The sequence below is a fragment of the Pseudomonas cerasi genome, from assembly GCF_027983475.1.
Lineage (GTDB): Bacteria > Pseudomonadota > Gammaproteobacteria > Pseudomonadales > Pseudomonadaceae > Aquipseudomonas > Aquipseudomonas cerasi.
In genome coordinates this window covers 608,522-623,153 of the sequence record NZ_JAQJVM010000002.1, presented here as the reverse complement: position 1 = coordinate 623,153, position 14,632 = coordinate 608,522, and the positions used below count along the sequence as shown (strand labels likewise).

Sequence of the window (14,632 nt, the reverse complement as noted above, 5' to 3'; positions counted from 1 at the left end):
GATCACAGTCCCTGTTCGCTGAGCCACAGGTTCAGCGCTGCCAGTTGCCACAGCTTGGAGCCGCGCAATGGCGTGAGCTGGCCCTCGGGGTTGGTCAGCAGCTTGTCGACCATGGCAGGGTTGAACAGGCCGCGGTCCTGACTGGAGTCGGTCAGCAACTCGCGCACCCAGCTAAGCGTGTCGCCCTGCAAGTGTTTGAGGCCAGGCACCGGGAAGTAGCCTTTTTTGCGGTCGATCACTTCCGAAGGAATGACCATGCGCGCAGCTTCTTTCAGCACCTGTTTGCCACCGTCGGGCAACTTGAATTTGCCGGGGATGCGAGCCGACAGTTCGACCAGACGATAGTCAAGGAACGGCGTGCGCGCTTCCAGGCCCCAGGCCATGGTCATGTTGTCGACACGTTTGACCGGGTCATCGACCAGCATCACCGTGCTGTCCAGGCGCAAGGCCTTGTCGACGGCGGCGCTGGCGCCTGGCTGGGCAAAGTGATCGCGAACGAAATCACCGGCGGCGTCATTGGCAGTGCGCCACTTCGGCTGCACAGTCTCGGCGTATTCCGCGTAGCTGCGGTCGACGAATGCGTCGCGGTAGGCCGCCACCGGATCGCTCGCGCCGTCGACTTGCGGGTACCAGTGGTAACCGGCGAACAGTTCATCAGCGCCCTGACCGCTCTGTACCACCTTGCAGTGTTTCGACACTTCACGTGACAGCAGATAGAAGGCGATGCAGTCGTGGCTGACCATCGGTTCGCTCATGGCGCGGAACGCCGCAGGCAACTGCTCGATGATCTCACGTTCCTGGATACGCAGCTGGTGATGGCGCGTGCCGTAGTGCTTGGCGATCAGGTCGGAATACTGAAATTCGTCGCCACGCTCGCCGCCGGCATCCTGGAAACCGATAGAGAAGGTCGACAGGTCCTCGACACCCACTTCGCGCAGCAGACCTACCAGCATGCTCGAGTCGACGCCGCCGGACAGCAGAACACCGACGTCCACGGCAGCACGCTGACGGATCGCTACCGCTTCACGCGTACTGTCCAGTACGCGGTCGCGCCAGTCTTCGAGGGTGAGATTTTTCTCGTCTTCGTGCGGGCCGTAGGGCAGGGTCCACCAGACTTTCTGTTCGACCTTGCCGCTGGCGTCGATACGCATCCAGCTGGCTGGCGGAAGTTTTTCGACGCCGGCCAGCAAGGTGCGCGGCGCAGGCACCACCGCGTGGAAGTTGAGGTAATGGTTGAGCGCCACCGGATCAAGCATCCCGCTGATGTCACCACCCTTGAGCAGGGCAGGCAGCGAGGACGCGAAACGCAGGCGCTTGTCGGTTTTCGACAGATACAAGGGCTTGACGCCGAGGCGGTCACGGGCGATGAACAGATTCTTGCTGTCACGTTCCCAGATGGCAAAGGCGAACATGCCATTGAGCTTGGGCAGCATGTCTGCGCCCCAGGCGTGATAGCCCTTGAGCAACACTTCGGTGTCACCGCCGGAATGGAACTGATAGCCAAGGCTTTCCAACTCGGCACGCAATTCAGGGAAGTTGTAGATCGCGCCGTTGAAGGCCATGGACAGGCCCAGATTGCTGTCGATCATCGGCTGCGCCGAGCCATCCGACAGGTCCATGATTTTCAGGCGACGATGACCAAGGGCAACTGGCCCCTGACTATGAAACCCCCACGCATCCGGGCCGCGAGGCGCCAGCTCATGGGTAATGCGTTCAACAGCGGCTAGGTCCGCTGGTTGATGGTCGAAACGTAATTCACCTGCTAATCCGCACATAAGTCCTTACCGGGTTTCCGTTGGGGAGGTGACTGAGAAAGTGCAGTCACCCAGAAACTGACCCAGTGAGGGCATGGTAGTTTTAGATCAAAAAGTTATAAGCGTTTGTTTTCAGCTGGTTTGGCTGCATTGGCTGGCTCCCTCGTCGAGCCAGGCAACCACAGGCTAGTCTTCGCGAAATAAGTTGTGAAGGAATAAAAAAGATAACTCTGGGTGCCTTTTTTGTATTGTCTTAACATGCGCCCAGGGTTATATTTTTTAAGTCGAATGACTGGAGGTGGGGGTGCAGAGCAGGCAATTGATAAAGGAGCTTGAAGCAGATGGATGGATTCTGGATCGTGTTTCAGGCAGTCACCATATTTTCAAGCATCCTGAAAAACTTCAGACAGTCCCCGTACCGCATCCCAAGAAAGACTTGCCATTCGGAACGGTGCGGGCCATCAAAAAGCTTGCCGGGCTGGTTTAGTCCAGTTTTGCCCTGATACCCTTTTGGAGAAAAAAATGAAATATCCAATGTGCATAGAATGGGGAAGCGAAACCACGGCGTTTGGTATCCAGATTCCCGATATCCCAGGTGCCGTAACCGCAGGGGATACGTTCGAGGAAGCCCACGCCGCGGCGGTGGAGATTGCTCATATCATGCTTCAGGAAATAGCAGCTGGTGGTGGAACCATACCCAAGGCCGGCACTGTTGCCGAGCACGCCAGGAATGCCGATTTCGCCGGAATGGGCTGGGGCATGATCGAGATTGACGTAACGCCTTATCTTGGTAAGACGGAGAAGGTCAACGTCACACTGCCTGGTTTCGTGATCAAGCAGATCGATCGCTATGTACGGGATCACAGCATCAAGAGTCGTTCCACCTTCCTGGCCGACGCGGCGCTGGAAAAACTGGGCCGGGCATGACGGCTAATCGGAGTGCTCAATACCCGGTCATCTCCAGATACCCAACGCCTTCCTGACTCCCGCTGAACCTCACCGGCCCCTCCCAGTAGGGAATACTCACGCCCATCCAGGCGGCCGGATTCAGCGCATCGGTGGTGATGTCCAGGTTTCGGTCCGGGACCCTGACTCTCCAGCGGGTGGGCACTTTATGCTCGCCGATCACGGTTTCCTTTAATGGCTCCAGGCTGATCTCGTTGGCGTGCAGCATCCGGGTAGTGCCGTCGGCGCTTATCCAGTTACCGGTCAGGTAGGGGGCGCCGTTCTTGTGGCGGATGCGATAGAGCATCAGGCGATCGCCATCTGCAAGTTGCAGCGAAAACCAGTCCCAGCCGCTCTGGTTGGCGGTCAGTGGCTGGCTGCTCCATTCCCGGTCCAGCCAGGCGTGGCCGGTGACCTGATAGGACTTGCCTTGTATTTCCACGCTGCCTTTGGCGTCGAAGAAGGGCTGGCTGTAGTAGTACGACGCCTGGCCCGCCTCCGATTTCTGGCTGTAGCCCTGTTCACCCTGCAGCACCAGCGGTTTGCTGGATGTCAGGTTCAGGTCGTAGCGAAAGTCCTTGCCGCTGGCCTTCAGTTGCATGGCAGTCAGCGGATCACCGCTGCGGACATTGCTGGTAAAGGCCCAGTCATCAATCCGCGCCGAGAAGGGGGCCAGTGTCACGTCGGCCTGACCGATACCGCCGCGCGCATAACGCTCCGCCACATAATGGCCGCTGCTTGAAGTCGCCGCCGCATGGCCCAGCCAGATCGTGCCGTCATTCCAGCCGCTGCCGGTCTGTTGGCCGGGGCGCAGGGCATTGCGAAACAACGTCCACTGCACGCCGAACTGCTGGCCCGCGTCATCCTTGAGGGTGGCGGTGATGTACCACCACTCGATACGAAAGCCGGGGTGCTGGCCGTGGTCCTGTGGGAATGAAAAGACCTTGCCGGGTGTCACCTGCGCATAGCTGTCGGCCGTATTGCCCAGACCGGCGAAACCGCTTTCAGGCTGCGGTTTGTCGTCGCAAGCGGTGAGTAGCGCTGCGATGACCAGCGGCACCAGCCATTTACTGTTCATTGGCGAATGTCCTGATTAGATCCGCTGGACGACTACGGTACAGCCTCAGCAACGGCCAGGCCGAGGCCAGCAAAGTCGCCAGCATCGCCAGCGCCATCAATTGCAGCAGTTGCAGCGGGAACACCTGCAGCGGCAGGCGCCAGCCAAAGGCGCGAACGTTGATCACCGCATCCAGGCACCAGGCCAGCAGCAGCCCCAGTGGCAGCGCGAGCACCAGTGTCAGGACCGCCAGCAGCCAGGTCTGCCCCAGGTTGAGCAGCATCAATTGCCGTCGCGTGACGCCCAGCGCCCACAACGGGGCGAGCTGCCCGAGGCGGCTCTGGCTCTGGGTCAGCAGGCTGATGAACAGCGCCACGCCCGCCACGCCCAGTGTCAGGCTGTTGAGTGCGGCAGTGGCGGCAAACGTACGTTCAAAGACCTGGCTCGACCAGCCCTTGAGCTGGCTTTGATCGATGATGTGATTGTCGTCCAGCTTGAAACGCGCTTGCAGCCGGGTGACCAGCGACGGGATTGTCGCCTGATCGACCCTCAGGTTGAAACGCACCGGCATCGATTGCGGCCAGTGGGCGAGCAGGTGCCGGGCATTGACCAGCAGATGGCCTTTGGGGTTGCCATAGTCGGCATAGATCCCGACGATGCGTGGGGTCCACTTGCCAGTGGGCACCGGGATATTCAGCGTATCTTCCAGCCCCAGTTGAAGGCGGCGGGCCAATTGTTCGCTGAGCATGACTGTGTCTTCATCGCGCAACAGATTCCACGGATCACCGGCGACGGATTCCAGCAACGCCCAGTGCTGGCGATAGGTGTCGTGATCGATCACGCCAAACAGGTCCGCTGGCCAGCCCTGGACTTGCACCGGCACTTGCCAGTTGGGCAGCACGGCGCGGATATCCTGTTGCTGGCTCAGCCAGGTGTTCAGCGGCTCGGCCTGCTCCGGATTCTGCGGGCTGACATACAGTTCGGCGGTCAGGCGTTGCTCCAGCCAACTGTTGAACGTCTGACGAAAACCCGACGTCATGCTGCCTGCGCCGATGTTCGCGGCCATCGCCAGCAACAGGGCCATCAGCGCCAGACTCAGGGCGGGCAACTGTTGACGGCAATCCGCCAGAAACCATTGCCCGAGCACCGAGCGACTGCGCTTCAACAGACCACCAAGCATGGCGTCCAGTAAAACCGGCAGGGCCAGTGCGGCACTGAGCAGCAGGGCGGACATCATCACAAACCCCAGCATCAGACTGGTGCCGAACGACAGCGCGCTCACGCCAACCACAACGCCCAGCACCGCCACCCACGCCTGACGCTGCAACCAGCGTGCATGGGCTTGCTGCCATGCCTGTGCATCGGCCAGCGCCAGCACCGGCAGGCGCGCAGCCCGCAACAGGCTGTTGGCACCGGCCAGCAACGCGCCAAGCAGACTCAGGCCGATACCGCTCAGCCACCACCACAGACTGAGGTTCAACTGGCCAGCGACCTCCGCGCCGTACAAGCCGCGCAGGCTGGCCGCGACATCCGGCAATAACAGGCTGGCCAGCAAGTAGCCGCTGACCACACCAAAAATACCGCCCAACAGGGCCAGTGCGCCCAGCTCTACTCCCAGCGCAGCGATCAACAGGCGTGCGCTGACGCCACAGGCACGCAAGTTACGCAACAGCCCACGGCGCTGTTCGAGGGCCAGGCCAATGGCCGCGTGGACAATGAACAGGCCGACGATGAAGGACAGCACCCCGAGCGCATTCAGATTGAGGTGGAAGCTTTCGGTGAGACGCTCCAGATTGTTTTCTTCGCCGCTTTTCTTGATCACCAGCAGGTCATTCAGGGCTGCCGGCAGCGCAGGGTTCTGCCGGGCAAAATCCTTGGCCAGCAGCATTCCGGACAATTGCCCCGGCTGGCCCAGCAACGGTTGCGCAAAGCCTATGTCAGTCAGCAAAACGCCGGGCGCCATGTCGGGTTTGGCGTGCAAGGGGGGCAGCGGAACACCGGTTTCGGTCAACGGCTGCTGGCCTTCTTCGAGCCCCAGCGCTTGCAGGGTCTGCGGTGCAATCCAGGTCATGCCCGGCGGCGTGAGGAAGTCCACGACCTGTTCAGCGTTCAGCGTCTGCCCGGCCAGTGCCGAGCCGGTCGGCAAGGTTACCGGCTCGATACCCATCAGTTGCAGGCGACGGTCTTCGCGCCCTTGAAGCACGATACGGCCTTGCAGCATGGGCGATACGGGCCAGCCTTCGCGGCGCAACTCGATAAACAATGCCTGCGGGAACAGCCCGCCGCTGCTGGCGGCGATACGGGTCTGCGGCTCGCCGCCAATCAGCTGGCTGGCGCGCTGGTAGCTTTCCCGCGCCTGGCTATTGAGCGCCTGCACACCGGTAAGCAGCGCGGTGGCCAGCCACAAGCCGGTCAGCACACTGAAAAACTGCACCGGATGACGGCGCCAATGGCTCAGCAGGGCGCGCAGCGTCCAATAGAAAACCCGCATCAGCGTTCGCCTTCGTCAGCCAGACGCCCCATATGCAGTACCACTTTACGCGACAGGCGCTGCGCGACGCGCGGGCTGTGGGTGACCATCAGCAGGCTGGTGGGGCTGTCGGCGAGAATATCCAGCAGCAGTTGCAGCACCTCGTCGCTGGTGGCTTCGTCGAGATTGCCGGTGGGTTCGTCAGCCAGCAGCAGGCCGGGTCGAGAGGCGAGCGCGCGGCCTATTGCCACTCGTTGCTGCTGTCCGCCGGAGAGCTGTTCGGGATAGCGATCCAGCAGTGCGGCCAGACCCAGGCGCTCGATCAAATGCGCCTGCCAGGCTGCATCTACGCGCCCGGCCAGTCGTGCCTGAAACGCCAGGTTGTCGGCTATCTTCAGGCTGCCGATCAGGTTGAACTGCTGAAACACCAGACCGATCTCGGTACGCCGCCAGTTGGCCAGCTGGCTTTCGTTCATCAGGTCCAGACGCTGGCCTGTTACCTCGATGCTGCCATCGTCGACCTGATCCAGGCCCGCGACCAAATGCAGCAAGGTGCTCTTGCCACTGCCGGACTCACCCATCAACGCCAGGCTTTCGCCTTGTGCCAGATGCAGATCGACACCACGCAAGACATCCAGCGGTCCCTGTGCCGTGGTGTAGCGCTTGAATACGTTTCGCACTTGCAGCATGAGCGGCTCTATATGCTTGACTGAGTTCAAAGAGTAGCGCCTGAGCGCAAGCGCGTCGCGACCAGATATCAGCTATCGTGCGACGCTCCGCGTCGTCATGCCGTTCAGGACGCTCTGCGTCCTCTTTGCTACGCAGAGCGTCGCGACCAGCATTCCCGAACGACAATCATAAAGCTACTTCCCGCCGCCGCGAATCAGCCCGCGCAAGGCAAAGCGGTTGGGGTGACAGGCCTCGGCCACGCTGCGTGGCAGGGGCAGGGGTTCGTTATCGAGCCAGGCGGCGATCAGTTCGCCACACAGCGGCGCGGTGATCAGCCCGCGCGAACCGTGGCCGCTGTTGACGTACAGGCCGTCCAGCCACGGGCAGGCGATATCCGGCACCTGACGTGCGTCCTTGCCCAGCGCGGCATAGGCCTGCATGAACGCCTTGCGGTCGGCCAGTGGGCCGACGATGGGCAGGTAATCCGGGCTGGTGCAGCGAAACGCCGCGCGCCCCTGCAATTGCTCGTGCGCCAAATCGGCGGCCCCAAGGCGCGAAGTGAGGTCTTCCGAGATCTCCCGCAACAGCCCCAGATTGTCCAGATGATCGGCCAGGTTCGGCGTCAGGTCAGTGCTGTTGAAATCGAAACTGGCACCCAGCGTATGTTCGCTCAGACGCGCCGGAGCCACATAACCCTCGGCGCACACCACGCTGCGCAATGCCTTGCTGGCCTGAGTCTGCGGCAAACGGGTGATCTGTCCGCGGATGCGTTTGAGCGGTAAGTCGGCGCTCTGCGAAAACTGCTGGATATCAGCTGCCCCGGCCAGCACCACGACCGGAGCACTGTCGATCAACTGTTCGTTACTCCAGACCTGCCACTGATCATCGACGCGTCTCAGCTCCAATGCCTGCTGATGAGCGATCAGGCGGATATTGGCGTGCGCGGCCTGTGCGTGACACAGCGCAGGCGGATGAACCCAGCCGCCTTCGGGGTAAAATAGCCCGCCACTGTTCAGCGCAACGCCGCTCTGCGCTTCGGCCGCAGGCTGGTCCAGCAGGTGCAGGAGTGATTCGGGGAAGGCATCGGCCAGCTGTTTCTGACGCAGCGCTTCCTTGTCGTCGAAGGTCAGTTGCAGCACCCCGCAAGCGTCCCAGTCGACGCCGCGCTGCAAGCGTTCAAGCAGCCTTCGCGTATGACCGAAACCACTGAGGATCAACTGTGACAGCGCTGTACCTTGCGCCGACAGTTTCAGGTACAGCACGCCCTGCGGGTTGCCGGATGCTTCCTGTGCCGGCGCGGCGTGGCGCTCCAGCAGGCTGACCTGCCAACCGCGTTGCGCCAGACTCTGCGCGGTGGCGCAGCCGGCCAGCCCCGCGCCAATCACCAGCGCTTTGCGCTCGCCGCCAATCGGCGCGGGGCGGGCGAACCAGGGCTTGGCGGCAGGTGGGTGCGCCACGTCCTCTGGCCAGGCGATAAAAGTGCCGCGCAGCACTTCCCATTTATGGCCGATGCCAGGCACGCGCTTCATCTTGAAACCTGCCGCATTCAGCAAGCGGCGCACCCAGCCGGTGCTGGTGAAGGTGCCAATTGTGGTGCTCGATGTGGACAGGCGCGCCAGTTCGGCAAACAGCTCGGGGGTCCACATTTCCGGGTTTTTCGCTGGCGCAAAACCGTCGAGAAACCAGGCGTCGATCTGCCCGTCCAGTTGCGGCAACATCTGCAGCGCATCGCCAATCAGCAGCGTCAGGGTCACACGGCCGCCAGCGAACACCAGACGCTGAAAGCCTTCATGCACAGCCACATATTGATCGAGCAATTGACCCGCGAACGGCGACAGCTCTGGCCACAACGCCAAGGCACGCTGCAGGTCGGCGCGGCTCAGCGGGTATTTCTCGACGCTGACGAACTGTAGGCGCGCATTGGCGGGCGCGCACTCGTCGAACAACTGCCAGGCACAGAGGAAATTCAGCCCGGTGCCGAAGCCGGTTTCACCAATGATCAACCGGCCGTCGTCCGGCAATTCGGTGAAGCGTCGGCGCAGGTCGTTCTGCACCAGAAACACATGGCGCGTTTCGTCCAGACCGGACTCGGTGGAAAAGTACACGTCGGAAAATTCGCGGGAACGCGGGTTGCCGTGTTCGTCCCAGTCGATCTGGGCGTGGCGGGTAATGGTCATGTCGGGCTCGGCAGAGGCAGTGGCGGCATTTTAGCCGTCTGCGCAGAGAAAAGTGCTATCAAGGACGTGCGGATTGACCGATGCCTGCAATCAATGGTCACAATCTCCATCAGGCGTTCTCTGAGCCAACATCAATCAGGAGCTGTGCATGTTTGAATCCGCTGAAATCGGTCATGCCATTGACGATGAGACTTACGAGGCAGCGTTGCCGCAATTGCGCGAAGCCTTGCTGGAAGCGCAGATAGACCTGCACGAGCAGGCCGGTCGCCAGATCATCGTGCTGATCAACGGCATAGAAGGCGCAGGCAAGGGCGAGACCGTCAAACTGCTCAGCGAGTGGATGGACCCGCGCCTGATCGAGGTGCGCACCTTCGATCAGCAGACCGACGAAGAACTCGCTCACCCGCCCGTCTGGCGTTACTGGCGGCAATTGCCGGCCAAGGGCCGCATGGGTATTTTCTTCGGCAACTGGTACAGCCAGATGCTCCAGGACCGGGTTCATGGTCGCTTCAAGGACGCGGTACTCGATCAGGCCATCAGCGGTGCCGAGCGATTGGAAAAGATGCTCTGCGATGAAGGCGCGCTGATCTTCAAGTTCTGGTTTCACCTGTCCAAAAAACAGATGAAGCTGCGCCTCAAGACCCTCAAGGATGATCCGCTGCACAGCTGGCGCATCAGCCCGCTGGACTGGCAGCAGTCCAAGACCTACGACAAGTTCGTGCGCTTCGGCGAACGGGTCCTGCGTCGCACCAGCCGCGAATACGCCCCTTGGCATGTGATCGAGGGTGTGGACGCCAACTACCGTAGCCTGACCGTCGGCCGCCTGTTGCTGGAAGGCATGCAGGCCGCGCTGAACAAGGCCGAGCCCGAGACCGCTGCGCTGACGGTCGGGCCGCTGGCGATTCACAGTAACGAGCTGACGCTGCTCGACAGCCTCGACCTGAGCCTGAACCTGAGCAAGGACGACTATCAGCAGCAGTTGATTGCCGAGCAGGCGCGGCTGTCCGGCAACATGCGCGACAAGCGCATGAAAAGCCACGCGCTGCTGGCAGCGTTCGAAGGCAACGATGCGGCAGGCAAGGGCGGTGCGATCCGTCGCGTTGCGGCGGCACTGGACCCGCGCCAATACGCCATCGTACCGATCGCCGCGCCGACCCAGGACGAGCGCGCGCAACCGTATCTGTGGCGTTTCTGGCGGCAGATACCGGCGCGCGGCAAATTCACTATTTTTGACCGTTCATGGTACGGCCGTGTGCTGGTCGAGCGCGTCGAGGGCTTTTGCAGCGAGTCGGACTGGAAGCGCGCCTACTCGGAAATCAATGACTTCGAAGAGCAGCTCACCGACGCAGGCGTTGTGGTGGTCAAGTTCTGGTTGGCCATCGATCAGCAGACCCAGCTGGAACGCTTCAAGGAGCGCGAAAAGATCCCTTTCAAGCGCTACAAGATCACCGAGGACGACTGGCGCAACCGCAAGAAATGGCCTGACTACCGCCAGGCAGTCGGCGACATGGTGGATCGCACCAGCACCGAAATCGCGCCGTGGACATTGATTGAGGCCAACGACAAGCGCTGGGCCAGGGTCAAGGTGTTACGCACCCTCAACGAAGCGCTGGAAGCGGCCTTCGACAAGGACAAGAAGAAGTGATGGTCTGAGTGTTACGGTGGCGTCGGCGTTGCTCGGCGCTACCTCTTGCAACTGTCCGGTGCTCGCGTCTTCTGCCTGAGGATATAGATCGTCACCAGCACTGCGCTGGTCAGCATGAAGACTCGTGCCCAGGGTGATGGAACCAGGTAGCAGGACAGGCTGATGCTGAGCCACATCAGACCGATGGCGTACACCTTGCCCTTGAGCGGTATGCCGTTGCCTTCGAGGTAATCACGAATCCACGGGCCGAGCTTCGGGTGGTTGACCAGCCAGTCGTAGAAGCGCGGAGAGCTGCGCGCGAAGCAGGCAGCGGCCAGCAGCAGAAAGGGCGTGGTGGGCAGCACCGGCAGGAAAATACCGACGACGCCCAGTATCACGCTCAGCCAGCCTACCGCTACAAGCAGATAGCGCACCGCTCTGTGACGGCTGGTGCGCGGTGAGCCTTGCGCCATAGGCGCCGACTCAGTGATGGCGGGGCTTGAGGATCGCCGGCTTTTCGTCGGGTGCCTGGCAGAGCAGGTACAGGGCGGTCAGCGCTTCGGGGATCTGCACGATCATGTCGTCCATCAGGTTGGCGTCCTGGGCGATGTCGGCGAACTCCGGCTGCTCGTCGAACAGACCCGAACCGACCATGATCGGCAGGAGCATTTCGCTGACTTCTTCCTCAGCACTTTCGAACCAAGCGTTTTCACGCAGGAACACGCCTTCCATGAAGCCGATGCACCAGCCGCGCAGATCGGAATCATCCGGGTCGTCGCCCAGATCCAGATCGCACGGCAGCTCGAACTCTTCGTCCGAAGCCAGCTGGCGGGCAATGTGTGCCTTGAGGGCAATCAGCGTCGCTTCGACTTCTGTCTGTTGCGCTTCGCTGGAGTACTGCGGCGGCTCGGAGAACAGTGCGTCGATCCACTCGCGCTCCGGCACCTCTTCAGCGCAGATGGACAAGGCGGTCAGGTAGCCATGCGCGGCCACGTAGTCCAGTGCTTCTTCGTGCAGTTCATCTGCATCGAGGAAGACTTGCAGGCGGGTTAATTGCTCAGCGAAGGACATGGAAGCGCTACCTTGAAAATAAACGATGCTGGATTCTAGGCCCTGAGCGTCCGTGGCGCCAGCGCGCAGGCCAATTGCAGTTAATTTCGACCGCTCATGTCCCAGTCATCCATTGCTCCCGAGCGCTCGGGTATACTCCTCCGTTTTGCAGTGCAGCAGGATATTCCGGGGTTTTTTATGCTTGAGCAGGCACAACGCGTACTTAAAGACATCTTCGGTTACGACAGCTTTCGTGGTCGCCAGGATGCCATTATTGAGCGTGTAGCCAGCGGTGGTGATGCGCTGGTGCTGATGCCCACCGGTGGCGGCAAGTCCCTGTGTTTTCAGGTGCCGGGGCTGTTGCGTGACGGGCTGTGCGTGGTTGTGTCGCCACTCATCGCGCTGATGGACGACCAGGTTGCGACGCTGGATGAACTGGGCGTGTCGGCCGCTGCACTCAACTCGACCCTCAGCGCCGAGCAGCAGCGTGACCTGGCCAATCGCATTCGTCTGGGCGAAGTCAAAATGCTGTACCTCGCCCCGGAGCGTCTGGTCCAGCCACGCATGCTGTCATTCCTGCAAAACCTCAAGATCGCCCTGTTTGCCATCGACGAAGCGCACTGCGTGTCGCAATGGGGCCATGACTTCCGCCCTGAGTACCTGCAACTGGGGCAACTGGCCGAGCTGTTTCCGGATGTACCGCGCATCGCGCTGACCGCCACCGCCGACAAGCGCACCCGGGAGGAAATCGTCACGCGTCTGCACCTGCAGAACGCCGAGCGCTTTCTGTCCAGCTTCGACCGGCCCAACATCTTCTATCGCATCGTGCCCAAGGAACAGCCGCGCAAACAGCTGCTGGCTTTCCTTTCCGAGCGCCGCAGCGATGCCGGTATCGTCTATTGCCTGTCGCGCAAGAAAGTCGATGAGGTCGCCGTCTTCCTCAGTGAAAACGGCTACCCTGCTTTGCCTTATCACGCTGGTCTGCCGTCCGAAACCCGAGCGGCCAACCAGAAGCGCTTTCTCAACGAGGAAGGGCTGATCATGGTCGCCACCATCGCGTTCGGCATGGGCATCGACAAGCCCAACGTGCGCTTCGTGGCGCACATGGACCTGCCCAAATCGCTTGAGGCTTATTACCAGGAAACCGGCCGGGCAGGGCGTGACGGTCTGCCCGCCGATGCCTGGATGGCCTACGGTCTGCAAGACGTGCTGATGCTCAAGCAGATGCTGCAGAACTCCGAAGGCGACGAACGTCACAAGCGGCTGGAGCAGCACAAGCTCGATGCCATGCTGGCCCTGTGCGAAGAAACCCGTTGCCGTCGACAGACCCTGCTGGCCTATTTCGACGAAGACATGCCCAACCCGTGCGGCCATTGCGACAACTGCGTCGATGGCGTGCAGACCTGGGATGCCACCGAACCTGCGCGTCAGGCGCTGTCGGCCATCTACCGGACCGGCCAGCGTTATGGCGTCGGTCATCTGGTCGACGTGCTGCTCGGCAAGTCCAACGACAAGGTAGAGAGCTTCGGCCATCAGCACCTGTCGGTATTCGGGGTGGGCAAGGCGCGCACCGAGGCCGAGTGGCGCTCGCTGTTCCGCCAGCTGGTTGCGCGTGGTCTGGCGGACATCGACCTTGAAGGCTATGGCGGCCTGCGCCTCAGCGAGACGTGCCGCCCTCTGCTACGTGGCGAAGTTTCTTTGGAACTGCGCAAGGACCTCAAACCACAAACCACGTCGCGAAGCAGCTCCGGCAGCCCGGCCAGTCAACTGGTGCGTGGCGAAGAGCGCGAGCAGTGGGAAGCCCTGCGTGCCTTGCGCCGCAAGCTGGCTGAAGAGCACGGCGTCCCGCCTTACGTTATTTTTCCGGACTCGACCCTGCTGGAAATGCTACGCAGCAAGCCCGGATCAATGGCCGAGATGGCCAAGGTCAGCGGCGTCGGCGCGCGCAAGCTGGAGCGTTATGGCGAAGCCTTTCTTGAAGTGCTCAGTGGCAAGGCCGAGGCTCCACGCGTGGTCGCCGATGTGCGTCATGAACTGATCAGCCTGGCGCGCGCGGGCATGACCCCGACGCAGATCGCCGGGCAGTTGCAGTGCTCGGAAAAGAATGTCTACACCCTGCTGGCCGAGGCCATCGGCAAGCAGCAGTTATCCATCGAGCAGGCGCTGGACTTGCCGGAGGACCTGCTGGGTGAGGTGCAGGACGCCTTTCTCGATGGCGAAGGAGAACTGCCGACGGTGTCGGCGATTGCCGAGCAGTTCGCCGGGCGGGTGCCTGAGGGCGTGCTGTATTGCGTGCGTGCAGCGCTGCAATCGGAGTTTGAGGTATAACAGCGTGCGGCGGAGCGTCACCGTCCCGTGCTTGCTTGAACATAAGGACCATGCTTAGCTCGCTAATAATTAGTTTGAATCACGAGTTTCCTTATGCCAATGACTGATGAACATCGTTTCGGGATGCAACTCGGACACCTCACGCGAGGCTGGCGTGCCGAGCTAGATCGCAGGCTGGCCGATCTTGGCCTGTCTCAGGCTCGCTGGCTGGTCCTGCTGCACCTCGCGCGCTTCACCGAGCCGCCCACCCAGCGCGAGCTGGCGCAAAGTGTAGGCGTAGAAGGCCCCACCCTGGCGCGTTTGCTCGACAGTCTTGAAAAGCAGGGCCTGGTTCAGCGTCAGGCGGTGCTCGAGGATCGACGTGCGAAGAAGATCCTGCTCAGTGACACGGCATTGCCCCTGATCGAAAAAATTGAAAACATCGCCAATGTCTTGCGCATCGAGCTGTTCGAGGGCGTGAGCGAAGAGGATTTGCGCGTCAGCATGCGCGTGCATTCGCAGATTCTCGCCAATCTGGAAAGATCCTGAGACGAAGCTGCGCATTCTCAACCATAATCG

12 protein-coding genes are annotated in these 14,632 nt (G+C 61.3%); 5 read left to right on the top strand and 7 right to left on the bottom strand.

Features of this window, described 5'->3' with window-relative positions; all coding sequences use genetic code 11:
- Window positions 1-2: 2 nt before the first annotated feature.
- A complete protein-coding gene (locus PI739_RS11890; RefSeq protein ID WP_024661722.1) occupies window positions 3-1,775 on the bottom strand; it encodes an N-acetylglutaminylglutamine amidotransferase in 1,773 nt (590 codons plus the stop codon).
- A gap of 283 nt (window positions 1,776-2,058) precedes the next feature.
- Here PI739_RS11890 and PI739_RS11885 point away from each other — a divergent pair, with 283 nt between their 5' ends.
- Together PI739_RS11885 and PI739_RS11880 are read left to right on the top strand one after the other, a co-directional pair.
- Window positions 2,059-2,241, top strand: coding sequence for a type II toxin-antitoxin system HicA family toxin (locus tag PI739_RS11885; protein WP_054082163.1), 183 nt, complete (start codon window positions 2,059-2,061; stop codon window positions 2,239-2,241).
- Between the two features lie 35 nt (window positions 2,242-2,276).
- On the top strand, window positions 2,277-2,681 hold the full coding sequence (locus PI739_RS11880; protein WP_024661723.1) for a type II toxin-antitoxin system HicB family antitoxin: 405 nt from the start codon (window positions 2,277-2,279) through the stop codon (window positions 2,679-2,681).
- A gap of 16 nt (window positions 2,682-2,697) precedes the next feature.
- Here the strand turns inward: PI739_RS11880 and PI739_RS11875 are convergent, their stop codons facing one another.
- The 4 genes from PI739_RS11875 to mnmC form a co-directional block, all read right to left on the bottom strand.
- The gene (locus PI739_RS11875) at window positions 2,698-3,777 is read right to left on the bottom strand and encodes a lipocalin-like domain-containing protein (protein WP_054082164.1); all 1,080 of its coding nucleotides are present in this window, start codon (window positions 3,775-3,777) and stop codon (window positions 2,698-2,700) included.
- Window positions 3,767-6,247 (bottom strand): ABC transporter permease, encoded by a 2,481-nt coding sequence (locus PI739_RS11870; protein ID WP_054082165.1) that lies wholly within the window; start codon window positions 6,245-6,247, stop codon window positions 3,767-3,769. The genes PI739_RS11875 and PI739_RS11870 overlap by 11 nt, the downstream gene beginning before the upstream one ends.
- Entirely contained in the window at window positions 6,247-6,915 is a 669-nt protein-coding gene (locus tag PI739_RS11865; RefSeq protein WP_044309787.1) for an ABC transporter ATP-binding protein, read from the bottom strand. The genes PI739_RS11870 and PI739_RS11865 overlap by 1 nt, the downstream gene beginning before the upstream one ends.
- Before the next feature lie 174 nt (window positions 6,916-7,089).
- Window positions 7,090-9,072, bottom strand: a complete 1,983-nt coding sequence (gene mnmC / locus PI739_RS11860; RefSeq protein ID WP_054082166.1) for a bifunctional tRNA (5-methylaminomethyl-2-thiouridine)(34)-methyltransferase MnmC2/FAD-dependent 5-carboxymethylaminomethyl-2-thiouridine(34) oxidoreductase MnmC1 — start codon at window positions 9,070-9,072, stop codon at window positions 7,090-7,092.
- 148 nt (window positions 9,073-9,220) lie between these two features.
- Between mnmC and pap the strand changes: the two genes are divergently transcribed.
- Entirely contained in the window at window positions 9,221-10,717 is a 1,497-nt protein-coding gene (gene pap, locus PI739_RS11855) for a polyphosphate:AMP phosphotransferase (RefSeq protein WP_054082167.1), read from the top strand.
- A 38-nt stretch (window positions 10,718-10,755) separates the two neighbouring features.
- Here pap and PI739_RS11850 read toward each other — a convergent pair whose 3' ends face one another.
- Both PI739_RS11850 and PI739_RS11845 read right to left on the bottom strand, forming a co-directional pair.
- Window positions 10,756-11,169 (bottom strand): YbaN family protein, encoded by a 414-nt coding sequence (locus tag PI739_RS11850; RefSeq protein ID WP_271351848.1) that lies wholly within the window; start codon window positions 11,167-11,169, stop codon window positions 10,756-10,758.
- Between the two features lie 10 nt (window positions 11,170-11,179).
- Window positions 11,180-11,767 (bottom strand): UPF0149 family protein, encoded by a 588-nt coding sequence (locus PI739_RS11845; protein WP_003314545.1) that lies wholly within the window; start codon window positions 11,765-11,767, stop codon window positions 11,180-11,182.
- Window positions 11,768-11,944: 177 nt separating this feature from the next.
- Here PI739_RS11845 and recQ point away from each other — a divergent pair, with 177 nt between their 5' ends.
- On the top strand, window positions 11,945-14,074 hold the full coding sequence (gene recQ / locus PI739_RS11840; RefSeq protein ID WP_054082169.1) for a DNA helicase RecQ: 2,130 nt from the start codon (window positions 11,945-11,947) through the stop codon (window positions 14,072-14,074).
- A 93-nt stretch (window positions 14,075-14,167) separates the two neighbouring features.
- Window positions 14,168-14,602, top strand: a complete 435-nt coding sequence (locus tag PI739_RS11835) for a MarR family transcriptional regulator (RefSeq protein ID WP_003363288.1) — start codon at window positions 14,168-14,170, stop codon at window positions 14,600-14,602.
- Window positions 14,603-14,632 lie beyond the last annotated feature (30 nt).